Below are 25,156 nucleotides of genomic sequence, written 5' to 3'. Positions count from 1 at the left end.
CCCGGACGGACGGTCACCAAGAATGATCTCAGGGGCGCGGCGGGACGCGGCCGCCAGGGTGGGCAGCGCCGTCCTCGCCCTCGGTGTCGCGGCGGTGCTGATCCTGCTCGGCCCACGGCTGGCGGACCTGCCGTCGGCCCCCGGCGACATCCCCACGTGGTTCACCGACGAGCCGGAACTGGCGTTCGCCAACTGCCTCGGCATCATCGCCTGGATCTGCCTGCTGTGGCTGTGCGCCGGGGTGGTGCTCGGCGTCCTGGCCGCGCTGCCGGGCGCGGCCGGCCGGGTGTTCGCCGCGCTCGCCCGCCGGGTCCTGCCCGGCGCGGTACGCCGGATCGTGGAGATCGGCCTCGGCGTGACCCTCATGGCCGCGAGCGTCAGCCCCGTTCTCGGTGCCAGCCCGGCTTCGGCCGCCACCGGCCTTCCCGCCGCCACGGCGTCGACGATCGTGTCAGCGGACGCATCGGCCGGCGCGCCGGCCATCGGGCCGGAGGGTGGGCTGGCCGCGTCCCAGCGTGGCTGGCCCTACCTGGGCCTCCCCGATGCGGCCAGCGGAGCCGACGCCGGAACCGACGCGGCGAGGCTGTCCGGCGCCGAGCGCGGCCTGCCGGACGACGTCCAGATCGTGCCGCTGACCCCCGTCAGCGCGGTCGATCCACCCGTCTCCGCGCAGCAGCCGCGGGATGCCGCGACGGCCGCCCCTGACCCCGGCGCCGCGCCCACCGCCGGTTCGGCCACCGCGACCGCTCGCGGCTGGCCCTTCCTCGGTCATCCCGACCAGGCCGAGCCGACCGGTCAGCCGGAGCAGGGCAGCCCGCCGGCCGGCACCGGCGCCCCACGACCCGCGAACCCGATCCCCAGCGCCGCCAGCACCACCGCTCCCGGTGGCACCGCTCCCGGTGGCACCGCTCCAGCGCCCAGCGCCGCGGCGCCGCGTGCTTCCGCGTCCTCCGATACTGGCGGGAGTGATCCTCTCGTGCCCTCCGCGCCCCGTGGCACGGGCACCCCGGGCCCGGTGCCCGGCACCTCCGTGGGCACCTCCCCGACGAATCCGGGCACGCCCGCGGAGGTTGTCGTGCTGCGCGGGGACAGCCTGTGGACGATCGTCGCCCGTCATCTCGGGCCCACCGCCACGATCGAGCAGATCGCGGCCGAGTGGCCGCGCTGGTGGTCGGCCAACGCCGACGTGATCGGGCCCGACCCGGATCTCCTGCTTCCCGGCCAGCGGCTCCTGCCGCCGCCCGGCCCCTGACCCCGGCCACCGCCACCTGACCCGGCACAGGTCCCGACCGTCGGTGCCTGAGCGATGCCGCCCCGCCGTCCCCCTGAAAGGTCCGCCGTGACCGCGACGACCGCCCTGACCCTGCCCCGTCGCCGGCGTCCCCATGTCGCCACCACGCCCCGGCTGATGCCCGTGCGTCCCGTCGACCCGCCCTACGACGACGAGACCGTCCCGCCCGGGCAACCGGCCGGGCGGGCCCCGGGGGCCGACCGGTCCGCGGGTGCCCGGTATTCGAGAGTCGCGGCGCCGACCGCGACGTCTGCCGCCCCACCGACCGCGACGTCTGCCGCCGTGAGCGCGGTGGCCGGGCCGGTGAACCGCGCCGAACGCGGCGCCGCCCGCCATCTCCTGCCGGACCAACGGACTCTCCCGTGGCCACGGCCCACCCGAACCACCCGTGCGCCGGTGCGTCAGCCGGCGGATGGCCCCGTCGCGGTGACGCCGCCGGGCCCGGGGCCGTCGCCGGATCCGCGCCGGACCGCGGCCGTGGTCGTACGAGTGATCATTGAGGTGCTCTCCGGGGCCCGACCGGCCGCGCACCTGGCCCCCTGGAGCACGGCGGCGCTACAGAGCGACTTCGAGCGGACGGCGTCGTCCCTGGCGACCCGCCAGCCCTCGCAGGTGCGCAGCGTGCGGGTCAGTGAGCCGCTGCCCGGAGTGGCGGAGGTCAGCGCCGTGGTCAGCAGGGGTGCCCGGGTCCGGGCGCTCGCCCTGCGGATGGAGCACGCCGCGGGCCGCTGGCAGGTGACGACCCTCCAGCTCGGCTGACGGCCAGCCTCGCCGACCAGCCCGGCTGACCGGCCGGCGGCGGGGGCCTCCCACCACCCGCCCCCGCCCGTCTCCGGCCATCGGTGGCCCGTCAGTCGTTGTGGCGGGCCGGATCGCCGTGGCAGCGCTTGTACTTCCGCCCCGAGCCGCAGGGGCAGGGCGCGTTGCGCGCCGGGCGGGCCGTGCCGCCCTCACCGGCGCCGCGGGACACGCCACCGCCGGCTGCGCGCGCCCCGCCGCCACGGGACAGCTCGGAGCCGTTGTCGACGGTCGTCACCGTGGACGAGCCGCCGTCGACGGACGGCGCCGTGTAGCGCAGCCCCCCGGTCAGGCGACGCGGTTCGAGGCCCTTGACGAAGACCGGCGGCGGGGCCGCCGGCACCGGGGCCGGCGGAGGCTCGGGAGCGGTCCGTGTGGGCCGGGCCGGCGCGGGTGCGGGCTCGGCCGGGGTGACCAGCGGCACGGCGCCGACGGCCACGGCACCGCCCTCCGCCGGGGTGGCCGGCGTGGGCGCCGTGCCGACCGGGGCCGCGGTGCCCTCTTCGGTGTCCCGCCCCGCGACCTGGACCTCGACGTTGAACAGGAGGCGGACCGACTCCTCCTTGATGCCTTCCATCATCGTCTGGAACATGTCGAAACCCTCGCGCTGGTACTCCACGACCGGGTCTCGCTGCCCCATCGCCCGCAGGCCGATGCCCTCCTGCAGGTAGTCCATCTCGTAGAGATGCTCACGCCACTTGCGGTCGAGCACCGCGAGCACCACTCGGCGCTCCAGCTCGCGCATGACGGCCTCGCCGTCCGGCTTGTCACCGAGCTCGGTCTCGCGCCGGTCGTAGGCGTCCTGCGCGTCCGCCTGGAGGTCCTCGAGCAGGAGGTCGGAGGTCAGCCCCTCGCGGTCGTCGGTGCCCGGCGCGTCGACACCGACCGGGTAGAGCAGGCCCAGACCAGACCAGAGGGTCTCGAGGTCCCACTCCTCCGGGTAGCCGTCGGCCGTCGCGCCCCGCACGTAACCCTCGATGGTGTCATCGACGAAGTGCCGGACCTGCTCGTGCAGGTCGGCGCCCTCCAGAACCTTGCGGCGCTCCTCGTAGATCACGGTGCGCTGCTTGTTCATGACCTCGTCGTACTTGAGGACGTTCTTGCGGATCTCGAAGTTCTGACCTTCGACCTGGGTCTGCGCGGAACGGATCGCGCGGGTCACGATCTTGGATTCGATCGGGACGTCGTCCGGGATGTTGAGGCGGTCCATGATGCCCTCGACCGCCGCGGCGTTGAACAGCCGCATGAGGTCGTCCCCGAGGGAGAGGTAGAACCGGGACTCGCCACGGTCGCCCTGGCGGCCGGCACGACCACGCAGCTGGTTGTCGATCCGGCGGGACTCGTGCCGTTCGGTGCCGAGCACGTAGAGGCCACCGGCGTTGACGACCTCCTCGTGCTCGGCCTTGACCGACGCACTGGCCTTCTCCAGCGCCTCGAGCCAGGCCGCCTCGTAGTCGTCCGGGGTGTCGATCGGAGACAGGCCGCGCTGGCGCAGCTCCACGTCGGCGATGAACTCGGGGTTGCCACCGAGCATGATGTCGGTGCCTCGACCGGCCATGTTCGTCGCCACGGTGACCGCGCCGCGCCGACCCGCCTCGGCGATGATCATCGCCTCGCGCTCGTGGTTCTTGGCGTTCAGCACCTCGTGCCGGACACCGCGCTTGGTGAGCTGCTTGGACAGGTACTCCGACTTCTCCACGCTGGTCGTGCCGACCAGGACGGGCTGACCGTTCTCGTGCCGCTCGGCGATGTCCTCCACCACCGCGTCGAACTTCGCGATCTCGGTCTTGTAGACGACGTCGGCCTGGTCGGTGCGGGCCATCGGCTTGTTCGTCGGGATCGGCACCACGCCGAGGCTGTAGATCTGGTGGAACTCGGCGGCCTCCGTCATGGCCGTACCGGTCATTCCGGACAGCTTGTCGTAGAGCCGGAAGTAGTTCTGGAGAGTGATCGTCGCCAGGGTCTGGTTCTCCTGCTTGATCTCGACCTTCTCCTTGGCCTCGATCGCCTGGTGCATTCCCTCGCTGTAACGGCGGCCGTGCAGGACGCGACCGGTGAACTCGTCGACAATGAGGACCTCACCGTCGGTGACGATGTAGTCCTTGTCGCGCTTGTAGAGCTCCTTGGCCTTCAGCGCGTTGTTGAGGTAGCCGACGAGGGGCGTGTTCACCGACTCGTAGAGGTTCTCGATGCCGAGCTGGTCCTCGACCTTCTCGACGCCGACCTCGCTGATCGAGACCGTCCGCTTGCCCTCCTCGACCTCGTAGTCGACATCCCGCTCGAGCAGCGGCGCGATCCGCGAGAACTCGGTGTACCAACGGGTCGGGTTGTCGGCCGGGCCGCTGATGATCAGCGGCGTGCGGGCCTCGTCGACGAGGATCGAGTCGACCTCGTCCACGACGGCGAAGTGGTGGCCGCGCTGGACCAGCTCCTCGGCGCTCCAGGACATGTTGTCGCGCAGGTAGTCGAACCCGAACTCGTTGTTCGTGCCGTAGGTGATGTCGCACAGGTACTGCTGGCGGCGCACCGAGGGCGGCATCTGCGGATGGATGACCCCGACCGAGAGGCCGAGGAACTTGTGGACACGGCCCATCTTCTCGGCGTCGCGCTGGGCCAGGTAGTCGTTCACCGTGACGATGTGGACGCCCTCGCCGCTCAGGGCGTTGAGGTAGGCCGGCAGCGTGGAGACCAGGGTCTTGCCCTCACCGGTCTTCATCTCGGCGATGTTGCCCAGGTGCAGCGCCGCGCCACCCATGATCTGGACGTCGAAATGGCGCTGGCCGAGCGTCCGCCGCGCCGCCTCGCGCACCGCCGCGAACGCCTCGGGCAGCAACGAGTCGAGGGTTTCCTCTTCGCTGGCCAGGCGTTGGCGGAACTCGTCGGTCATCCCGCGCAGCTCGGCGTCGGTCAGACCGGTGAAGTCGTCCTCGATGAGGTTCACCTGCTCGGCGATCGCCTTGAGCTTGCGCAGAATCCGGCCCTCACCGGCACGCAAGATCTTGTCTAGAACCACGGCGAAACTCCTCCGGCAGGCATGTCGGCGAGGCTCACCGACAACCAAGATGCTAGCCCCTCGATCGCCACCCACGGCCCGTCCTCGGACCGTTGGCGGCGCGCCGGGATGGGGAGCCGCGCGCCGCGCCCGGGTCGCCGCCGCGTATCCCTCTCCCGCGAGTACACAACGACCGGGCCGCGGCTCCCGTGCCCGGCCCGGCGACCGCGTGCCACGGCCCGCCGGCGACCGCCGGGGCGCCTCGCGCCCACCACCGGATCAGATACGACGGCGGGGGCGTGAGCGCGCCGCCGTGGCCCGAGGTGCTGGCATCGTGGCGGTATGCGTTCCGACACCGGATCCGGTCCCGGTCCTGTCTCCGGCCCATTGTTGCCCCCCGCGCGCCGACCTGGACCGGGCGCCGGGCGCGCCCTTCAGCGGGTTCCGCTCGAGCCCGTCGAGATCACCGCGGGTGCGCTGCACCTGCGTCCCTGGAAGACCTCGGACGTCGACGCCGTGTGCGGGGCCTGTCAGGATCCCGAGATTCCGCGGTGGACGCGGGTCCCCGTCCCTTACACGAGAGACCACGCGGAGGACTTCGTCTGCCGACAGGCGGTCGAGGCGTGGGCGACGGCGACGGGCACGCCGCTGGCTGTCGTCGACGCCACCACCGAAGCACTCCTCGCGTCGGTGGCCCTGCAGGACCTGACCGACGAGGGCGACGCGGAGATCTCCTACTGGTGCGCCGCCGGCGCCCGCGGCCAGGGTGTGGCCACCCGGGCGTCGGCGGCACTGCTGCGCTGGGGGTTCGGCGCGCTGGGGCTGGAACGCGTCGAGTGGCGCGCGGCGGTCGGCAACCACGCCTCCCGTCGGGTGGCGGAGAAGCTCGGGTTCACCCTCGACGGGACGCTGCGCAGCGCGATCGTCCTGGGGGACGGCGTCCGCCACGACTGCTGGATCGGCACCCGGCTCGCCACGGACCCACCGGCCTGACCGCCGCCTGCCACGGACGCGGCTGGCCACCGCCGCGCGGCTCGGCGGTACCGCGGGCCCACCGGGCGTGGGTCCACCGGGCGTGGGGCAGACCGGAGCCGCGTCAGGTGATCTCGAGCAGCTTCTCCCGCACCGCGTACACCACGGCCTCCATCCGGGAGTGGAGCTGGAGCTTCTCCAGGATGTTCCGGATGTGGTTCTTCACCGTGTTCTCGCTGATGTAGAGCTGCTTGGCGATGTCCCGGTTGTTCAGCCCCTTGGCGACCAGGCGGAGGACCTCCATCTCCCGGTCGGTCAGCCGTGGTGTCGGCAGCTGCGGCCGGTCGTCCTTCGTCTTGATCATGGCCGCGAACTCGCTGAGCAGCTTGGAGGCCATGGACGGGCTGATGAGGCTCTGGCCGTTGTAGACCGCGCGGATGTCCGCGGCGACCTCGTCGATCGAGATCTCCTTGAGGAGGTAGCCCATCGCGCCCGCCTTGATGGCGTCGAAGAGATCCGCCTCCTCGTCACTTATCGTGAGCATCACGATCTTCGCGCTGGGCACCTTCTCCTTGATGGCGCTCGTGGCGTCGATCCCGCCGCGCCTGGGCATCCGGACGTCCATCAGGACGATGTCCGGCGCCATCTCGGCGGCCATCGTGACCGCTTCCGCTCCGTCGGCGGCCTCACCGACAACCTCGATGTCGACCTCCTGCGCCAGGACCATCTCCAGGCCGCGCCGGAACAGGGCATGGTCATCGACGATGAGCACCCGGATGGGATTCGCCTCCGATGGCGTCCGCAGCGCCTCCTCGGAACGCTGCTCGTCCACCGTCATCTCCGACCTCCCCTGGAACCGCTCCTGCGGGGCTGTGCCCTCGGCGTCGCGACGCCGAGGGCACAGCCCGTGGAACGTGCCGTGTGCACCGATGCCGGGAGTCCGACACCCAAGGCAAATGGTCCCACGCCGGCAGGGGGGATCGACCGTCACACGGCGGAAATGACCGCTGCCGTTCGTTCTCGGGCACCGACCACGCCGTCTCCGACCGCTCCCTCGAGCCGGATGACGCCGTAGTCGTAGCCGCATCGGCGGTACACGACACTGGGCAGGCCGCTGGCAGCGTCAAGGAAAAGGTAGAAGTCGTGCCCGACGAGCTCCATGTTCGACAGGGCGTCGTCGAGCGTCATGGGCGCGGCGGCGTGCGTCTTCTCGCGTACCACCATCGGCGAGTAGTCGGAATCGTCGCCGTCGTCGGCGGCCGACCAGCTCGGCCGCTTCGCGCCGGCCTCGGCGCCGACGGCGGCCAGGCCCGGCGCGCCGTCCTCGAGGCCTGGGACCGGCGAGCTGGTTGAGTCCGTCTCCGGCTGGCGGCCGGTCGGGACGACGGGCAGGTCCGGGATGGTGCCCGCCCGGCCGGGAACCGGGTGGTTCGCACCCGCGTGGTTGGCGTGGTGGCGGACCCGTCGGTCCGAAGCCCGGCGCAGGCGCTCCGCCAGCTTGGCGGTGGCGCGGTCGAGCGCGGCGTAGGCGTCGGCCGCGGCGGCCTCCGCACGGATCACCGGGCCCCGCGAATACACGGTGAGCTCGACCCGGTCGGAGCTGTCCGACAGCCGAGGGTTGTGTTCCTTGGAGAGTTCGACGTCGACCAGCATGACCTTGGAGTCGAGCCGCTCGAGCTTCGCGAGTTTGGCCTGGACATGCCTGCGGAACCGTTCCGGAACCGCGGTGTGCCTGCCCTTGACCACGATGTCCACGCGATCCACCTCCCGTTCACCTGGCCCGGTCGGCCGATCCGTACGGGATCGACGCGACCGGAGAGTCGGTACCTCGGGCGGCCGTCGATGGCTGACCTCGGCGTGCCGAGGTCACCTCGTGTGCCGCCGTAGGTTGTCAACGTTCCTGGTGCAGTTCCTGGTGTAAATCAGCTGGTGCTGGCTTCTGGCGCTGCCGGACGGCTCCTTCCATGGGCGCGCCTCGCTGTCCGGTGACCACGGCGTCGGCGCTGTTTCCACCGACCCGCCTCGCTCGGCTCCTTCCCCTCACCGGTCGGGTCTATGCCGGACCGGTCCTACCGATATCGGGAGATTCCGGACCGGCATGCTGGGGAGGCCGGTCGCGCCGTGAAGCCGGTCGGCGTGTTCCGGAGACCCCGCCTCGCGCGCTCCCCACCCCGGCGGACGGCCGTGGGACGGCCGGCCCGGGACGAGGGACCGTGCGCCGCATCCGTCGCGTCACGACGGTGGGCCGCACGCGGACCTCGTCCGGGACGTCGGCACCGCGTCGGGCAGGGCCGGGAAGTGCCGGTCACTGCCGGCATCGGCCTGCTCATCAGCTTGCCGCCGTCGGATCCGGGGGCGGAGCGCTCGCGCCCAGTGTCCCCCTTCCACCGCCCGGACGGCGGGCAATCCCGAAGGATGGCGCGTCGCGCCCGTGGTGGAGCGAGGTGGCGGCCACCGCCGCACCGGCCACCGGCGCCCAGCCACCCGCGCGCAGCGCGCGCACCGCCTCCCGGACAGTCGCGCCGGTGGTGACGATGTCGTCCACCACGATCGTGATCTCCCCGGGGCGGGGCGGCGGCACGCCGGTGCGCAGCGCGAACGCCCCCGAGCGGTTGCGGGCCCGGGCCGCCGCCCCGAGGCCGGCCTGGTCGTCGCCGGGCCGCGACACCCGCAGCGCCGCGCTCACCCGGGCCCGGACCCCACCGCGTGCGAGAGACCGGGCCGCGGCGGCGGCGAGCCGGGCGACGTGGTCGACTCCCCGGCGCCGCCGCGCCGCCACCGTTGTCGGGACCGGGACGAGGAGCACCGGTGGGGGCCACCGGCCGCCGGGGGCCGCCGCCACCAGTGCGGTCGCCACGGCCCGCGCGAGCGCCTGGCCCAGGACGGGAGCGAGGTCCACCCGCCCGCGCTCCTTGTAGGAGAGCAGAAGGACCCGGGCGACACCGGCGTACGAGGCCGCGGCGAAGGCGGGCGGCATCGCCGGGCGCGGGGTCGGGCGCCGCGCGGGGCCACATGGCCGGTCGCGCCGCTGGGAGTGGCCGGCCGCGGGGTGGCCCCGCGCGGCGTGGCCTCGCCGCCCCGGGCTGGCCGTGGGACCCGGGGCGGCGAGAACCGGGGGACCCGCCAGGGCCGCCGCGCACCGCGCGCAGGCGGCCTCACCCGGCCGGCCGCAGCCGGCGCAGCCGCGCGGCAGCACGAGATCCGCGAGGATCGTCAGGGCCTCGGCGAGGTGGGGGAAGCGGGTCACCGGACGAGAATGACCGGCGATCGACCGGCCTGGCCAGCACCGGACCCAGGCTGTGGACAGACGACACCGCACGCCGCGGCTGTGGACAACTCGGGCCCGCGTCTACGCCCGGCATCACGGGACAAGAGCCGGTGCCTCCGCCCGACACGCCCGGGAACCGTCGCGGGGTCGGCGGCGGGCGATCGCCCCGCGTCGATCAGGCGCCCGGTCGGGGGGTGGCCGTACTCGGTCTGCAACGATGCGCTCGCCAGGAACGTTGGTCGACACGGGACGGCAACTAGTACAGGGGGACCACGATGGCGGACGGAGCCGGTCAGACCCCTCCCGGCACGCCCGGACCGGGCCAGCCCGGCTCGTGGGGCGCGCCCGCCCCGGGCGCGCAGCAGCCACCCCCCGGTTCGTGGGATCAGCCACCCACCGGCCCCGGCGGTGGCGTGCCCGCCCCGGGTGGATGGCCTGCACCCGGCGGCTGGGAGGCCCCCGGCGGCGGCCCCGACGCGGTGCCCGTCCCCGGGCCGGGAGCTCCCCCCGGCTACGCCCCGAACAGCCCGGCCGGCGGGTACGGGCCTGGCTACGGGCCGAACGGGGGCTATGGGCCAGGCGGTGGCTACGGCCAGCAGCCCGGCCAGGGCCCGCGCTATGGCGCGTGGGGCCCGAACGGGTGGGGCGGTCCGCCGATCGCGCCCAAGCCCGGCGTGATCCCGCTGCGCCCGTTGGCGGTCGGCGAGATCCTCGACGGGACCTTCGCGACGATCCGGTCGAACCCCGGCGCCACGCTCGGCCTGACCCTCGGCGCCACCGCCGTGGTCGAGACGATCAGCACGGTCGCCGCGATCGCCGCCGAGGAGATGTCCAACACCGCGGCGACAGTACTGACGCTGCTGCTCTTCGGCCTGAACGCGGCCCTCGGGATCTTCCTCTCCGGAGTGCTCGCGGTAGTGGTGAGCGAGGCGACGCTCGGTGGGCGGATCACCGCGGGCGACGCGGTCCGCCGGGTCACCCCCCGGCTGGGCGGCCTGCTGGTGCTGACCCTGGCGGTCACGCTGCTCAGCGCGCTCGGCCTGATCGCGCTGATCGTGGGGGCGGTCGTGGTCGCCGTCTACCTGAGTCTGGCCACGCCGGCCTACGTGCTCGAGGCACAGTCGACCGGCGACGCGCTTCGGCGCTCGCGGCGGCTGGTCAAGGGATCGTGGTGGCGGACGTTCGGTGTTCTCCTCCTCTCCGCGGCGGTCGGCGGAGTCCTGATGCTGATCTTCGCGATCCCGACCAGCGTGATCCTCATGTCGTCCGAGCAGACGTTCGGCAGCCTGGTCGAGGGAGACCTGACCGTGGCCGGGCACATCGTCAACGCGATCGGCAGCCTGCTCGCCACGACGGTCGCGACTCCGGTGCTCTCCGGGACCGTCGTCCTCCTCTACATCGACCGGCGCATCCGCCGCGAGGGGTTGGACGTCACCCTCACCGAGGCCGCCCGCCAGCGCGCCACCGCTCCGTGATCGCCAGTCACCCGTCGGTCCCGCTCCTGCCCGCCCCCTTCGCTCCGGCCGTCGCACTGGTGGCGGCCGGCGGCCCGCTCGGGGGGGCGGTGACCCGCGAGGGAGCGCAGGAGGAGGCCCGGCGCGAACTGTCCAAGAGCGTGTACCAGGACGCCCAGCCCGACTGGTTCACCCGGGCCATAGGTTGGATCAACGACCGCCTCGCCGACCTGTGGAACTGGCTGGCGCCGGATTCCGGTGCCGGCGTGGGTGGTTCCAACGGGCTGGGTGTCCTCGCCGTGGTTCTGGTCCTCGTCGCGCTCGCCGTGGTGATCCGGCTGTGGCTCGGCCCGGTCCGCCGGACCGCGCGTGACCAGGCGGACGAGACCGACCTGTCCAGCCCGCTGACCGCCGACCAGCTCCGCGCGCTGGCCCGGGACCAGGCCGACCGGGGGGCGTACGCCGAGGCGGTGCGGTCCCGGCTGCGGGCGATCGTACGGATGCTGGAGGAGCGTGGCGTGCTCGATCCGAGACCGGGACGTACGGCCGGCGAGCTCGTCGGCGCCGTCCGCGCGGCCGCCTCCCGCGACAGCACCGCCACCGCCACCGCCCGCGACAGCACCGCCACCGCCCGCGACAGCACGGCGATCGGCGCGCTGGTCGCGGCCGTCGAGGTGTTCAGCGAGATCTGGTACGGCGGCAGGCCCGCCACCGAAGAGGCCTACGAGGTGCTGGTGCGGGCGGACGAGGAGCTCTCGGGCCTGCGCGGCCGCTCGGGCCGCGGCCAGCCCGGCGACCACGCCGGCGACCGGTCCGGCGGCGGATCCCGTCCGGTCCCGGCGTGACCGCTCCGCCGACCGACCGCGCACGCCCGGCGGCACCGACCACCGGGTCCTTCGGCACCTCGGCCGGCCCGCGCCCGGGATCGGGCACGGGCCGCGGTGGGGGGACCCACGTCCGCAGTGGTCCGCGGCCGCCGGCCGTCCGGCGCGCGCTGCGGCTCGGCGCCGTCCTCGGCGTGCTGGTGATCGCGTACGCGGTGATCACCGCCGTGGTCAGCCGCCCGGCCGGCCACGGCTACCTGGACATCACCTCCGCGGACGGCTACGGCTCCCGGGCGGTCGCGGAGATCCTGCGCGCCCGCGGGGTGACGGTGACGGCCGGCGAGCAGCTGCCGGCGTCCGCCACGGCCCCCGGCGCCGCGGGGACGCCCACGGGGCGGACGGTCGTCGTCACCAACCCCGACCTGCTGTCCCAGGCCGACCTCGACACACTGGTGACCAGCACCCGTACCGGCTCGGACGTCGTTCTCGTCGCCCCGGACTCCAGCGTGGTGGCCGCGCTGGGCCTGCCGGTGACGGCCGGGCAGCGGGACGGCGGTGACTACGGCGACGAATCACCCCCGGGCTGCGCACTCCCCGAGGCGACCACGGCCGGGTCGACCACGGTCGGCGACTCGGTGACGTTCGCCCACAGCAACGGCCAGGGCGGCCAGGGCGGTCGGAGCGGCGGCACCCGGGTCGAGCTCTGCTACGGCGACCCCGGCGCGGCCCGGCTGGCGGTACTGACCCCCACCCGGTCGGACGTCGGCGGCGGGCCGACCGGTCGTCTGGTGCTTCTCGGCGGCGGCGGCTTCCTCACCAACGAACGTCTGGGCGAGACCGGGAACGCGGCGCTGGCGCTCGGGCTGCTCGCCCGTGCTCCCCGGCTGGACTGGGTGACCCCGGTCGTCGCGGCCGGGGACGCCGTGGGCACGAAGAGCCTGGCGGAGCTGCTTCCCGACGGCTTCTGGCTCGGCGCCCTGCAGCTCCTGGTCGTCCTGATGTTCCTCGCCCTGTGGCAGGGCCGGCGGCTCGGGCCGCCCATCGAGGAGCCGCTGCCCGTCGTGGTGCGCTCCACCGAGACCGTCGAGGGCCGGGGCCGGCTCTACGCCGCGGCGCACGCCCGCGAGCGGGCCGCCGCCGCGCTGCGGGCGGGGCTGCGGGCCCGGCTCGCCGACCGGCTCGGCGTGCAGACCGCCCCGGCCGGCTCGCCGTGGCACGGCCGTGGGCCGGATCCGACCGTCCTGGTGGCCTCGGTCGCCGAACAGACCGGACGGTCACCCATGGAGATCGGGCCACTCCTGTACGGTTCGGACATGGCGCCCACGGGCTATTCCCCACCACCCTGGCCGGCCTACCAGGGCCCGCCCGTCTCCTGGGCGGCACCGGTCCCGTCGGGCCCGGTCGACGTCCAGGCTGGTGGGGCGAGGCGAGACACCGAGGGTGATGTCGCGCTCGTCCGGCTGGCCCGCGCACTGCACGAACTCGATCGACAGGTGGGCAGACGGTGACCTCCCCGAACCTCGGCGCTCCCCCGTCCGGATCGGAGACGCTGCGCAAGCCGCTGGCCGCTCCGCAGGCGCCTCCCCCGGCCGACGCCGAGGCCGCCCGCCGCGCCCTGGTCGCGCTGCGTGACGAGGTCGCGAAGGCTGTCGTGGGCCAGGAAGCGGCCGTCAGCGGCCTGGTCGTCGCGCTGCTGTGCCGCGGCCACGCGCTGCTCGAAGGCGTCCCCGGCGTCGCGAAGACCCTGCTCGTGCGGACGTTGGCGGCCGCGTTGTCACTGGAGACCAAGCGGTTGCAGTTCACTCCGGACCTGATGCCGGGCGACGTCACCGGTTCGCTCGTCTACGACAGCCGGACCAGCGAGTTCACGTTTCGGGAGGGGCCGGTCTTCACCAACCTGCTGCTCGCGGACGAGATCAACCGGACGCCACCGAAGACCCAGGCGGCGCTGCTCGAGGTGATGGAGGAGCGGCAGGTCACCGTGGAGGGTGTGCCGCGCCCGCTGCCGGTGCCCTTCGCCGTCCTGGCCACCCAGAACCCCATCGAGCACGAGGGGACCTACCCCCTGCCCGAGGCGCAGCTGGACCGTTTCCTGATCAAGGTGACGCTGCCGCTGCCGCCCCGCGACGACGAGGTCCGGATCCTCGCCCACCATGCCGGCGGGTTCGACCCGGGCGACCTGGCCGCCGCCGGGGTGTCCCCGGTGGCCGGGCCGGCCGACCTGGCGGCCGCGCGGGCGGCCGTCTCCCGGGTGCAGATCCATCCCGAGGTGCTCGCGTACATCGTGGATCTGGCCCGGGCGACCCGGGCGGCTCCGTCGGTCCAGCTCGGGGTGTCGCCGCGCGGGGCGACCGCGCTGCTGGCGACCACCCGCGCGTGGGCCTGGCTGTCCGGGCGCGCCTACGCCACGCCGGACGACGTCAAGGCGCTGGCCCGGGCGACCCTGCGCCACCGGATCAGCCTGCGCCCGGAGGCCGAGCAGGACGGCGTCACCGCCGACACCGTGCTCGACCAGGTGCTCGCCGTCGTGCCCGTCCCCCGGTAACGGGCAGCCGTGGCGATCACCGGCCGCGCCGTGGCGCTGGTCGCGCTCGGCGTCGTCGTGGTGGCGCTCTCCCCGGCCCCGGGCGCGACCTTCGTGTTGGTGAACCTGCTCGTCGTCGCGCTGATCGGCGTCGACGTGTGCCTGGCGGGGCGGGTGCGCGCGTGCACGTTCGCCCGCTCCGGACCGACCGCGGCCCGGCTGGGCCAGCCGGTGCGGCTCACGCTGACCGTCACCAACGACGGCACCCGTACCGTGCGGGCCCAAGTCCGGGACGGCTGGCCGCCGTCCGCCGGCGCCCGGCCACGGGTGCACCGGGTGACGGTGCCGGCGGGCGAGCGCAGGTTCCTGGAGACCACGCTGCACCCGACCCGGCGCGGTGACCGGATGCCCGTCCGCATCACCGTGCGCTCGCTGGGCCCGCTGGGCCTGGCCGGGCGGCAGGGCCGGCACCACTGTCCGTGGCGGGTGCGGGTGCTGCCCCCGTTCGCGTCCCGCCGGCACCTGCCGGCCGCGCTGGCCCGGCTGCGCGAGGTGGAGGGCGAGGTCGCGATCCGCGGCGGCGGCGCCGGCTCGGAGTTCGACAGCCTGCGCGAGTACGTCGTCGGCGACGACGTGCGGACGATCGACTGGCGGGCCACCGCGCGCCACCACGGCTCGGTGGTCGTGCGCACCTTCCGGCCCGAGCGGGACCGCCGGGTCATCTGCGTCCTCGACACCGGCCGGACGTCCGCCGGCCGGGTCGGCGACGTCCCCCGGCTGGACCACGCGTTGGACGCCGCCCTGCTGCTGACCGCCGTCGCCCTGCGGGCCGGGGACCGGGTCGGGCTGGTCGCCCACGACAGCACCAGCCGGATCGCCCTGCCGACCTCCCGGGACCAGGGCCTGCTGGCCCGGATGAGCGATGCGATGGCCACCCTGGAACCGGCGCTCGTCGAGGCCGACCACGCCGGGATGGCCTCGGTGGTGCTGCGCAACGCCTCCCGGCGTGCCCTCGTCGTCATCTTCACCGAGCTCGTCCCGGCGGTGATCGAGGACGGTCTGCTGCCGGCGTTGCCCGCGCTGACCTCCCGGCACACGGTGCTCGTGGCCGCGCTGCGCGACCCCCGGCTCGACGAGCTCACCGCCGGGCACGGCGACGTCCACCAGGTGTACGCGGCGGCGGCGGCGGAGCAGACACTGCTGCGGCGGCGCGAGCTGACCGAGGCGCTGCGCCGCCGCGGGGTCGAGGTGGTGGACGTGGCTCCGGCGCACTACGCGGCGCTGGTCACCGACACCTACCTCACGCTGAAGGCCCGCGGGCGCCTGTGACCGCGGGCCGCGCGGTGTCCCTCCGCGCGGGAGCCGGGGAGCCGGCGTGCTCCCGGGGCTCCGGCTCCGCCGCGGCGTCCAGGCCGGTCTCACGCACGACGGTCCGCAGTTCCCGGACGACGCGCAGCGCCCGCTCCCCCGGATCGACGCGTGTGGTCGCGTAGACGTCCTGGGTCAGGTCCACGCCGTCGCGGCGGACGGGGACCCAGCGGAACGAACCCGCCCGGGTGCCCGCGAACGCGCTGCCGCTCTTGAACGGCAACGCGATGTCGGACGGGACGACGACGGTGCCGTGACCGTCCTGGCCGAACGCGACCAGCACCTTGGTGCCGTACGCCTCGTGCGCGACCCGGGTTGCGATCCCCGGATCGTCCGCGATGTGCTCGGCGATCTCCCGCTCGAGCATCTGACGGGAGCGTGCGGGCAGCGGCGGCACCAGCAGTCGACGCCGGACCAGATCCCGGAGTTCGATGCCGTCCCCGGCCCCGGCCTCGGCGGAGTCGATCATCGCTTCGAGGCGGGACGTGTAGAGCCGGTGCCGGTCGAGGGCGGGCGGATCGCCCACCCGCCGGGGCGGCGGCCCGATGACGAGGTCCGTCGCGCCGTGCAGCAGCGACCCGATGACGTTCTCCTCGAACACGACCATCGACCGGTCCTGCTCACCGAGCACGTTGGTGGTGCACTCGATGTGGTCGTCCGGCCAGTCGCCGGCGCGCCCGCCGGAGTCACGCTGCCCGAGGTCACGGCCGTCGGCGTCACGGCCGGGCCGCTCGTCGGCGACCGTCGCGCGCAGCCGGCGCATCACCGCGGACACCAGGTGCGCGTGCTGCGGGAGGAAGGTGATGCGCAGCGTCGACGAGCCGGCGTCCGACAGCGCCCCCCAGCGGTCCATCATCTCCCGCGCCTGGCGGTACACCTCCGCTCCGAACACCGACAGGCCACGCCGGTCCTGAGCGAAGAGGCTGCGGCCGGCGAAGGCCGACTGGAGCAGGTCGAGGTTCTGCCGGACGGCGTTCGAGGTCTGGCGGAGCTCGTCCGCGGCCCGGGTGACCGAGCAGTCGAGCTCCGCGACCGAGACGAAGACCCGCAGCCTGGCCAGGGTGATCCGGGGGTCGGGGCCGCGTCCGCGCTCGTGCTGTGGCACAAGCTGAGCTTGGCACAGCTCAGAAGATTTTGTGTGTCTCACGACAGTGCAAGTTCTGTTGGTACGAAACAAAAGCTGGTCTTGCTCCCGGCCGAGGCCGGCCGGCACGATAGGCGGGTGGACATCCTTGATCCGGAACTTGCGGCCCGCATCGGCGCGCTCGGCGCCGCGGACGCCGACGGCGTAGGGCGCGAGGCGTGCGCCCTGTTCGCCGCCGGGTACGGGCGGCGCGACGCCCGCGATCTCGCCCGAGCCCTGCACTGGCTGCTGCGCGGCAATCCCCTGGCCTGCTCCAGCAGGCAGATCATGGAAGTTCTCGCGAACGGCGCGGGCGGCGCGGGCGGCGGCGCGCTGATCCCCAGCCCGGCGCTTCCGGAGGAGCGACGGCTCGCCGCCGGCACGCTCCCCGCGCCACCCGCGCCATCAGAACTCCCCGCGCCACCCGCGCTTTCGGACGCGCAGTGCGCCGCGCTCGCCGTCGCCCTCGATCTCAGCCACGGCCTGGAGCGGGGCGCGACCCACGCGGACCAGCAGCTGCCGCCCCACGGCGCGACCACGGACCTCGCCGAGCTGCTGGCCCTGGGCCGCCGGCTGGCACTGGCGCTCGAACTGCTGCGCCGGCCGGACTACTTCCTCTCCGAGCTGTACCGGGGCGAGGAGCTCCTGATCGGCTAGGACGGCCGAATCCGCGGGCCGCCGCGGGGCAGGGCGCTACGGGTCAGGGCGCTACGGGCACGAGATCCGCGGCCAGGGACTCCTCGAGATCGCCGCGTTCTCCGGCGGCGACCGCCCGGCTCCCGTAGATCCACACGTAGGCGACGAAACCGGCCCAGGCCAGCGCGCCGATCCCGATCCGGATCGCGGTGGGCAGGGACGAGGGTGTCACGAACGCCTCGATGGCCCCGGAGACGGCGAGCACGACCGCCATCCCCAGGACGATCCCGATCGCGGCCCTCCCCTCGGCGGCCAGCGCCTCCGCCCGGCGCCGAGGCCCCGGAGCGATGATCGCCCAGCCCAGCCGCAGCCCGACCGCGCCGGCCACGAAGACCACGGTGAGCTCCAGCATCCCGTGCGGCAGGATGAGCGAGAAGAACTGCCCGCCCTCCCCGCAGCTGCCCATGTAGCCGCCGACGACGCCCAGGTTCACCGAGTTCAGCAGCAGGACGAGCAGCGTCGGTACGCCGAGCAGCACCCCGAACGCCACCGCCTGCGCCGACACCCAGGCGTTGTTGGTCCAGACCTGACTGGCGAACGACGAGGCCGGGTTCTCGGTGTAGTAGCTGGCGAAGTCCGACCGGCACAGGTCGGCCACCTCGTCGGGCGGGACGAGGTTCGCCCGAGCGTCGGCGTTGTTCATGATCCAGAGCGCGAACGCGAGCGCGACCAGCAGCGACAGCACCGTCGTCGCGATCACCCAGTAACGGCGCGCGTAGACCGCGGCGGGGAACGTGACGGCGAAGAACCGGCCCACGACATGCCAGCCCTGGTCCGGCGCGCCGACGACGGCGGCCCGGCCCCGGGTGACCAGACTCGCCAGATCGTCGACCAGATTCGGGTCGTGGGAACGGCCCCGGATCACCGACAGGTGCGTGGCGGCGCGCTGATACAGCTCGACCAGCTCGTCGAGCTCGTCGGCGGACATCCGCCGTGGTCGGCCGGCCCGGTCGACAAGCTGACCCAGTCGGATCCACTCCGGGCGGTGGACGGCGACGTACGCATCGAGGTCCATAGCAAGGTTTACTCTTGCAGACCGGTCCGCGCCCCGCGTGTGCCGGGCATGATCGGTCGTGACCGGAACGGCGGCAGGCCGCAACGGCGGCGGGTGGGCGCGGGGAGCGGCGGATGAACCAGGTGGTCACGGGTGAGGCCGTCGCCATCGACCTGCGGGTGGCCCGGCTGGGCTCCCGGATGATCGCCGGGTTGATCGACCTCGCCATCCAGGGCTACGCCCTCTACCTGACGGGCATCGCGGCCTTCCTGGTGGTCCAACCGGACAACGAGGCCCTGACAGCCACTCTGTTCCTCGTCATCTACGTGGGGGTGCTCCTCGGGTATCCCGTCGCGTGCGAGACCTTCATGCGGGGCCGCACGGTCGGAAAAATGGTGCTGGGCCTGCGGGTCGTCCGGGACGACGGTGGTCCGATCCGGTTCCGGCACGCGCTCACCAGGGGGCTCGTCGGCGCGGTCGCCGAGCGGCCCGGGCTGCTGCTCGGCCTGCCCGCCGTGATCAGCATGCTCTCCTCCAGCCGATCCAAGCGGCTCGGTGACCTCTTCGCCGGCACCGTCGTCCTGCAGGTGAACGTGCCGCGCACCATCGGCGTGCTCCCCACCGTCCCGCCGCCGCTGGCCGGCTGGGTCACCACCCTCGACCTGACCAGCGTGGACGACGAGCTCGCCGTGCGCGCCCGCCGTTTCCTGACCCGGGCCCACGAGCTCTCCGACGATTCACGGGAACGGATCGGCGGCCCCCTGCTGCGCGAGATCCGCGCCGCGGTGACACCGCAGCCCCCTCCGGACGCACCCGGCTGGGCCGTTTTGTCCGCCGTGCTCGCCGAGCGAACCCGCCGCGCGTACGGACGGCTGACCGCGGGCCGGCGGCCCCCGGCCGGCGCGACCGGACATCCGCCCTGGGGACCGGCAGGCCGGTCCCCCGGCGGGCCGTATACCGAGCCGGCGGGCTACCCGCCCTTCCCCGCCGTGCCCTACCCGAGCGCCCCGTATCCGGCCGGGGCCTTCCCCGCCGCCCCGCACCCGTCGACCGTCATACCGGCACCTCCCACGGACCCGAGGTAGGGGAGCCCCGGTCCAGATGCGGCGGTGGCGGGGCCGTTCGGCCCGGTGGGCGGAGCGTTCCGGGATCACGGTAGGGCGGAACGGGTGACACCGGTGGGCGCGGAGGGTGACGCGGGTGGGTGAGCACAGCGGCGGCGTGGGGTGACGCGGGCCGGCTGGGCGCGGCTCGACCCGCTCGTCTAGCGTTCCTGGAAGTGGGATCCACCGGGGTGGACCGTGACGAACCGGATCCGTTACCCCGGGGCCGCGTGGCGGTGCTCATCCGATGACCTTTCCGGGTCGGATGAGCGACCTTGCGCGGCGTCACGCATGCTTGACGGGTCCGGCAGGGCAGGGCTCCGGCACGCACGGCCGGGCCTCGAGGGTTGGGGGTGACAGCGACGGTACAGGGACAGGAGTCGGCATCCCCGGTCCGCGGTGACGCCGCGTCCGGTCGGGCCGGACGCAGAAGAGGCCCGCAGGTCCGCACGGCGGGCCGGCCGGGGGCAGGTGCCACCCAACCGGACGAGACGGGTGGTCCCGCCGGGCGGTCCCGTGGTGGGTCGAACGGTTCCGGGCGGCTCGGGCGGGCCCTGCCGCGTCCACCGGGCACCCGTTCACGCGGCGCACCCGCGCCACTCGGCGGCGCCGACGACCTGCCGTTCGGGCCACCGACTGGCGGAGTTCGCCGGCCGGTCGACCGGCGGCGGCACCTCACCCGGATCGGCCTCATCGTCACCGCCATGGGCGTCACGGTCGGGCTCATGGCGCTGCCGTTCCTGAGCGCCGCGGGGCTGTTCGCGAAGGCGTCCGCCGACCACTTCCTCGAGCTCCCCTCGGACCTCGTGACCCCGCCGCTTCCGCAGAGATCCACGATCCTGGCGGCGGACGGATCCGTGATCGCCACGCTGACCGGGGCGGAGGACCGACAGGTCGTCCAGGGTGACCAGATCCCGAAGATCATGCGCGAGGCGATCGTCGCGATCGAGGACGCCCGCTTCTACTCCCACAACGGCGTCGACCCGCAGGGGGTGTTGCGGGCCGCGGCCCGCAACAGCGAGGCCGGCTCCACCACCCAGGGCGGCTCCACGCTGACCCAGCAGTACGTGAAGAACGTGCTGCTGCAGGACGCCACCACGCCCGAGGAGCGCGACGCGGTCGCCGGCGACTCGCTCGACCGCAAGCTGCGCGAGCTGCGCTACGCCGTCGCGATCGAGCAGCGGTTCAGCAAGGACGAGATCCTCACCCGGTACCTGAACATCGCCTACTTCGGCGACGGCGCGTACGGCGTGGGGACGGCGGCCGAGCACTACTTCGGCGTTCCGATCTCCCAGGTCAGCCTCGAGCAGGCCGCCCTGCTCGCCGGGCTCGTCCAGAGCCCGTCGCGCTACGACCCGGTGAACCACCCGCAGGCCGCGCTCGAGCGCCGGAACATGGTGCTCACCCGGATGGCCGACGAGAGCTACGTCAGCCGCACCCAGGCGGACGCCGCCCGGCAGATGCCGATCAACGTCCTCACCGACCAGCCGACCACGCAGGACTCCTGCGAGACCTCGTCGGCGCCGTTCTTCTGCGACTACATCCGGACCCAGCTGAGTGCCAACCCCGCGTTGGGCGCCACCAAGGAGGAGCGTGACCGGCGGATCCACGAGGGTGGCCTCGTCGTCAAGACCACGCTGAACCCGCAGGTGCAGCAGGCGGCGCAGATGGCCGTCAACTCCACCGTCCCACCGGACAACCGGGTGTCCGCGACCGAGGTCGTCATCCAGCCGGGCACCGGCGCGATCCTCGGGATGGCGGTCAACCGCGTCTACGGGACCGACGAGGCGGCGAACCAGACGAAGGTTCCGCTGCCGACCAAGGACACGTTCCAGCCCGGGTCGACCTTCAAGACGTTCACCGTGGCGGCCGCGCTCGAACAGGGCTACGGCGTGAACACGGCGTGGTACTCCCCCGCCTGCTACTCGACCGACGCGTTCCCGCTCGACCGCGGCGAGGGCGACTGCCCCAAGGGCTACCAGAACTCCGACCCGGCCGAGGCCGGCATCTACCGGATGGACGACGCGACCTGGGACTCGGTCAACACCTACTTCATCCAGCTCGAGGAGAAGGTCGGGGTGCCGGCGGTCGTCGAGATGGCGACCCGGCTCGGCGTGTCCGCCGACCACCTCAAGGACATCCCGGCCACCAAGGGTGACGTCACCATCGGCGGCGAGTACGTGAGCCCGATGGACATGGCGCTCGCCTACTCCACGCTGGCGGCCGGCGGCATCCGCTGTGAGCCGCGCTTCGCCACCTCGGTGGTCGACTCCGGCGGGCAGCAGATCGACGTGGGCAACGCGCCGAAGTGCGAGCGGGTGTTGGCCCAGGGCGTCGCGGACACCACGACGAGCATCCTGGCCGGCGTGCTGACCAGGGGCACCGGTGGCAATGCCCGGTTCGACCACCCCGCCGCGGGCAAGACCGGCACCAACGACGGCTTCTCCAGCGCCTGGTTCGTCGGCTACACCCCGCAGATCGCGGCGGCGGTGGCGGTGGGCGACCCGAACGGCGCGGTCGCGCACCCGCTGCGCAACGTCGTCGTGAACGGCCGCACCTGGCCGCACGTGTTCGGTGGCGACCTGCCCGCGATCATCTGGGGCGCCTCGATGCGGGGCGCGCTGGCCGGGCAGCCCGTGCAGGCCCTGCCCGCCGCGGACCCGGCCGTGGCCCGCGGGACCAAGGGCGGCCGGCTCATGAACACCCCACCACCCGCACCGACCCCGACGCTGCCGAACCTGGGCGATCTGCTGCCGGGCGCGGGCACCGGCCAGACCCCGGGGCTGCCGGGAGTCGGGCAGGGCGGTGGTCAGGGCCAGGGCCAGGGCCAGGGCCAAGGCCAGATCATCGTGCCGCAGGCCAACCAGGGCGCCGGCCAGGGGCAGCAGCAGGGCCGGGGCGGCCGCAACAACCAGGGCCGTTGACCGGCCGGCCCGGGTCCCGCGCGGCAACGCCGCCGACGGGTCCCGGGCCGGGTGGCCCCCGGGTGGCCCATCCGGGAAAACCGGTGGCGGCGGATCCGCCGGAACGGGACAGTGGAGCCACCGGGGCGTCGGCTGGCGCCGGCGGAGATCGGCTCAGATCGGCTGAGGTCGGCGGGTATCGGCTGACGTCGGCGTAACCGGGATAGGGGCACGCGGCGCGGGGGCGGTGACGGTGACGTGACCGAGGAGCTACCAGGCGGTCCGGTCGCGTCCCTGCTCGCGGCCGGGCACCCGGAGCGGGTGTGGGAGCTGCTCCCGAAGCTGACCTTCGGTGACGCGCTGCGGGCGGTCTCCCTCCTGCACCGAACCGGATGGCGCCCCGACCACCGGGTCTCCGGTCAGGGCGCCGGGTCAGGCGGCACGGGAGACGCCGGCGACACTGGAGAAGCGGGAGACGCCCACGCGAGGCGGAGCGCGGCGCTGTTCGACCTGCTGGTGCACACGAACGAGCAGGTGCGCCCTGGCCCGGGCGGCCGAGGCGCGTCCTTCGCCCCCCGGTTCCCACCCGTCGCCCGCGGGCTGACCGGGCTCGGGATCGCCACCGCGGCGCAACCGTCGCTGGCGCCGGACACCGGCCTGCTCGCCCTCGTCCACCGGGACGGCTCGTTCCGGGTCGACCACCTGTCGATCTGGGATCCGTGGAGCTGCCGGCGGGTGTGGTGGCATCCGCTGCCCCGTGGGTTCGGCGGCGGCCGGTTCACCCGCCTGCTGTTCGCCGCCGACGGCCAGATCTTCGCCTGCCACCGGCCAGACCGCTTCCCCCGCGAGCCCGAGCGCCTGCTCGTGTTCGGCTACGACGCCGGCTCACTGGTCGTCCGCGAGCTGGACTCCACCCCGATGGGCTTCTACGCGCTGGCGCCCATGCCCGACGAGGCGGTCTGCGCGGTGCGCGCGGACGGTGAGCTGACGGTGTGGCCGGCGGCGGCGGACGCCGGGCCCGCTCTCCGCCGGCCGCCGGCCGTCCAGCTGCCCGTACCGACCGGCCACGAGCTGGACGTCGGGCTGCGCCCCGACGCCAACCTGGCCGTCTCCGCGGACGGCGAACGGATCTGTCTGGTCACCCGGCAGCGCCCCGGGACGCTGCGCCAGATCACCGTCGCCGATCGCCGGACGGGTAAGGAACTCGCCGCCACCACGCTCGGGTCCTCGGTGTCGGAGATCTCCTTCCTTCCCGACGGCGCGACGGCCGCGTTCCGCGCGGGGAGCACCGTGTCGTTCCTCGGTGGGAGCCTGCCTGCGGCGGACTGGTCCGTCGGGCCCGCCCAGCGCGTGCTCTTCCTCCCGGACGGCGAGCACGCGCTGGTCGCGCACGCGAGCGGCTCGATCGAGGTCCACACCTGGCCGGACCGCGCGCTGGTCGGCTCCCTCAGCGGGCCCGAGTTCCTGATCACGCTGGCTGTCCCACCCGCCGGGGACCGGCTGGTGGCCCTCGGCGAGCGGGGGCGGGTGCAGACCGCCGCCTGGGACAGCGCGGTGCTGCGCCTGTTGCACCGACCACTCGACGAGGCCGCCCCGCAGGCGCCGGCCCTCGTCCGGGCGATGTCCACCCAGGCGGCCGGGGACCGCTGGGAGCCCCACCTGCGGGCGCTGGCGGCGATCCTCGAGCACCGGCCCCGACCGGGCCGGCGAGAATATTAGTCGCCGGTCGGCCGATAACGGGCCACCGAACGGCGAAACATTGATTTCGGAACTACCCTCGATTCATGACCAAAGTAGAGCGCGGTGCGCGCCATGGCCTGATTACCGATCCGCCCTGCCGTTCCCAGATTCTGGAGGCGTGGCAGGCCGCCGGACTTGAATCCGGCAAGTTCTTCCCGCACACGGAAGCCGGAATACGGGACCCACTGGCCCCGGACGACATCCCCAGCAGCCAACCACCCGCGGACGGGAGAATCGCCAGTGCGGGCCACGATTTCGCCGCCATACTGGACGATCCCGGCCGCAACTGGACGAAGCACCCGGTGCGGGCGGGGCAGAACCTGACCGTCACCTGGCATTATCACGCGGCACACCGAACCCGACGCTGGAACTATTTCATCACCCGGGAAGGGTGGGATCCGAATACCCCGCTCACCCGGGCCCAGTTCGAATCAGAACCCTTCTACCGGGTCGAGAACTCGGCGCAGCCCTACTGGTCGAGTGACGAGCTCATCCCGCCCGACCCGACCATGCACACGTTGCCGCTGCCGGCCCGTCGCGGGTATCACGCGATCCTGGCCGTCTGGGAGGTGGCCGACACCGGAAACGCGTTCTATCAGGTCATGGACCTCAGTTTCACCTGATCACCACCTGCCCTGACCGGGGAGCCCCACCGGACCACCCGCCGGACCACCCGCCGGCCGCAGCCCGCACGGCCGGCCCGGTTCCGCGGGACGCCCGACGGGGCACGCCGGCCGGCCGCGTCACCCGACCCGGCCCGGCCGGGCCCGTTCCCACGATCCCGCGGCCGGCGTCTCAGCGGACTGTGCGTTTTCTAGTGCCGCATCCGTGAAGGTTTGCCCGTTGTGAGGGCGCGCCGGGTCGGGTCCCGCAGAGGCCTGGCTGTCCGGCTGATGATCTGTGGTGTGGCGGAACGGGTGCGGGTCCGGGAGATCGATCCGGACGAGGGGCAGCGGCTGTTGCGGATCGTGCGCCGTTCGTCGGGGTCGGTGGTGACGTGGCGGCGGGCGCAGATGATCCTGCTCTCCGCGCAGGCCATGACCCCAGGCAAGATCGCGGAGGTGACGTTCACGTCCGAGGACCGGGTCCGCGACGTGATCCACAAC

General features: G+C 73.7%; 19 protein-coding genes and 1 pseudogene. 14 read left to right on the top strand and 6 right to left on the bottom strand.

Going from position 1 to position 25,156, the window contains the following annotated elements; translation table 11 throughout:
* Both B056_RS0129575 and B056_RS0129570 read left to right on the top strand, forming a co-directional pair.
* Nucleotides 1–1,252, top strand: a 1,252-nt coding sequence (locus B056_RS0129575) for a LysM peptidoglycan-binding domain-containing protein (protein WP_230203257.1), incomplete at its 5' end; no start/stop codon positions are given.
* Nucleotides 1,253–1,339: 87 nt separating this feature from the next.
* The gene (locus B056_RS0129570; RefSeq protein ID WP_018505457.1) at nucleotides 1,340–2,050 is read left to right on the top strand and encodes an Rv3235 family protein; all 711 of its coding nucleotides are present in this window, start codon (nucleotides 1,340–1,342) and stop codon (nucleotides 2,048–2,050) included.
* A gap of 91 nt (nucleotides 2,051–2,141) precedes the next feature.
* On the opposite strand, the gene secA is transcribed toward B056_RS0129570, so the two are convergent.
* Complete coding sequence (gene secA, locus B056_RS0129565) at nucleotides 2,142–5,102, bottom strand: preprotein translocase subunit SecA (RefSeq protein WP_018505456.1); 2,961 nt, start codon at nucleotides 5,100–5,102, stop codon at nucleotides 2,142–2,144.
* A 369-nt stretch (nucleotides 5,103–5,471) separates the two neighbouring features.
* Here secA and B056_RS0129560 point away from each other — a divergent pair, with 369 nt between their 5' ends.
* Nucleotides 5,472–6,074, top strand: a complete 603-nt coding sequence (locus B056_RS0129560) for a GNAT family N-acetyltransferase (RefSeq protein WP_018505455.1) — start codon at nucleotides 5,472–5,474, stop codon at nucleotides 6,072–6,074.
* A gap of 103 nt (nucleotides 6,075–6,177) precedes the next feature.
* On the opposite strand, the gene B056_RS0129555 is transcribed toward B056_RS0129560, so the two are convergent.
* From B056_RS0129555 to B056_RS38460, 3 genes are all read right to left on the bottom strand, one after another.
* Complete coding sequence (locus tag B056_RS0129555; RefSeq protein ID WP_018505454.1) at nucleotides 6,178–6,891, bottom strand: response regulator; 714 nt, start codon at nucleotides 6,889–6,891, stop codon at nucleotides 6,178–6,180.
* 149 nt (nucleotides 6,892–7,040) lie between these two features.
* Nucleotides 7,041–7,808 (bottom strand): ribosome hibernation-promoting factor, HPF/YfiA family, encoded by a 768-nt coding sequence (gene hpf, locus B056_RS0129550; RefSeq protein ID WP_018505453.1) that lies wholly within the window; start codon nucleotides 7,806–7,808, stop codon nucleotides 7,041–7,043.
* A gap of 574 nt (nucleotides 7,809–8,382) precedes the next feature.
* On the bottom strand, nucleotides 8,383–9,300 hold the full coding sequence (locus tag B056_RS38460) for a ComF family protein (protein WP_018505452.1): 918 nt from the start codon (nucleotides 9,298–9,300) through the stop codon (nucleotides 8,383–8,385).
* 296 nt (nucleotides 9,301–9,596) lie between these two features.
* Here B056_RS38460 and B056_RS0129540 point away from each other — a divergent pair, with 296 nt between their 5' ends.
* The 5 genes from B056_RS0129540 to B056_RS0129520 are packed head-to-tail and all read left to right on the top strand — an operon-like array spanning nucleotide 9,597 to nucleotide 15,452.
* The gene (locus B056_RS0129540) at nucleotides 9,597–10,796 is read left to right on the top strand and encodes a membrane protein (protein ID WP_026240281.1); all 1,200 of its coding nucleotides are present in this window, start codon (nucleotides 9,597–9,599) and stop codon (nucleotides 10,794–10,796) included.
* The gene (locus B056_RS0129535; RefSeq protein WP_018505450.1) at nucleotides 10,793–11,620 is read left to right on the top strand and encodes a DUF4129 domain-containing protein; all 828 of its coding nucleotides are present in this window, start codon (nucleotides 10,793–10,795) and stop codon (nucleotides 11,618–11,620) included. Before B056_RS0129540 ends, B056_RS0129535 begins: the two co-directional genes overlap by 4 nt.
* Complete coding sequence (locus tag B056_RS0129530; RefSeq protein WP_018505449.1) at nucleotides 11,617–13,107, top strand: DUF4350 domain-containing protein; 1,491 nt, start codon at nucleotides 11,617–11,619, stop codon at nucleotides 13,105–13,107. The genes B056_RS0129535 and B056_RS0129530 overlap by 4 nt, the downstream gene beginning before the upstream one ends.
* The gene (locus B056_RS0129525) at nucleotides 13,104–14,144 is read left to right on the top strand and encodes an AAA family ATPase (RefSeq protein ID WP_018505448.1); all 1,041 of its coding nucleotides are present in this window, start codon (nucleotides 13,104–13,106) and stop codon (nucleotides 14,142–14,144) included. Before B056_RS0129530 ends, B056_RS0129525 begins: the two co-directional genes overlap by 4 nt.
* A 9-nt stretch (nucleotides 14,145–14,153) precedes the next feature.
* A complete protein-coding gene (locus tag B056_RS0129520) occupies nucleotides 14,154–15,452 on the top strand; it encodes a DUF58 domain-containing protein (protein ID WP_018505447.1) in 1,299 nt (432 codons plus the stop codon).
* On the opposite strand, the gene B056_RS0129515 is transcribed toward B056_RS0129520, so the two are convergent.
* Nucleotides 15,424–16,596: a LysR family transcriptional regulator gene (locus B056_RS0129515; protein WP_018505446.1), complete on the bottom strand. Its 1,173-nt coding sequence runs from the start codon at nucleotides 16,594–16,596 to the stop codon at nucleotides 15,424–15,426. The two genes, B056_RS0129520 and B056_RS0129515, sit on opposite strands and share 29 nt — an antisense overlap.
* Before the next feature lie 117 nt (nucleotides 16,597–16,713).
* Between B056_RS0129515 and B056_RS0129510 the strand changes: the two genes are divergently transcribed.
* On the top strand, nucleotides 16,714–17,271 hold the full coding sequence (locus B056_RS0129510; RefSeq protein WP_018505445.1) for a hypothetical protein: 558 nt from the start codon (nucleotides 16,714–16,716) through the stop codon (nucleotides 17,269–17,271).
* 43 nt (nucleotides 17,272–17,314) lie between these two features.
* On the opposite strand, the gene B056_RS0129505 is transcribed toward B056_RS0129510, so the two are convergent.
* Complete coding sequence (locus tag B056_RS0129505; protein ID WP_018505444.1) at nucleotides 17,315–18,325, bottom strand: stage II sporulation protein M; 1,011 nt, start codon at nucleotides 18,323–18,325, stop codon at nucleotides 17,315–17,317.
* A 113-nt stretch (nucleotides 18,326–18,438) separates the two neighbouring features.
* Between B056_RS0129505 and B056_RS0129500 the strand changes: the two genes are divergently transcribed.
* The 5 genes and pseudogenes from B056_RS0129500 to B056_RS0129480 all read left to right on the top strand — a co-directional run.
* Nucleotides 18,439–19,389, top strand: a complete 951-nt coding sequence (locus B056_RS0129500; RefSeq protein ID WP_018505443.1) for an RDD family protein — start codon at nucleotides 18,439–18,441, stop codon at nucleotides 19,387–19,389.
* A 722-nt stretch (nucleotides 19,390–20,111) separates the two neighbouring features.
* Nucleotides 20,112–22,331, top strand: coding sequence for a transglycosylase domain-containing protein (locus tag B056_RS38455; protein WP_018505441.1), 2,220 nt, complete (start codon nucleotides 20,112–20,114; stop codon nucleotides 22,329–22,331).
* Between the two features lie 237 nt (nucleotides 22,332–22,568).
* Nucleotides 22,569–24,029, top strand: coding sequence for a WD40 repeat domain-containing protein (locus B056_RS0129490; protein WP_018505440.1), 1,461 nt, complete (start codon nucleotides 22,569–22,571; stop codon nucleotides 24,027–24,029).
* 65 nt (nucleotides 24,030–24,094) lie between these two features.
* Nucleotides 24,095–24,673 (top strand): lytic polysaccharide monooxygenase auxiliary activity family 9 protein, encoded by a 579-nt coding sequence (locus tag B056_RS0129485; protein WP_018505439.1) that lies wholly within the window; start codon nucleotides 24,095–24,097, stop codon nucleotides 24,671–24,673.
* A 282-nt stretch (nucleotides 24,674–24,955) separates the two neighbouring features.
* Nucleotides 24,956–25,156, top strand: a pseudogene (locus B056_RS0129480) (IS630 family transposase); the annotation flags it as partial.

It is taken from the genome of Parafrankia discariae (genome assembly GCF_000373365.1).
Classification (GTDB): Bacteria; Actinomycetota; Actinomycetes; order Frankiales; family Frankiaceae; genus Parafrankia; species Parafrankia discariae.
The sequence above is the reverse complement of the archived record's forward strand: the minus strand, read 5'-3'. Positions and strand labels throughout refer to the sequence as shown.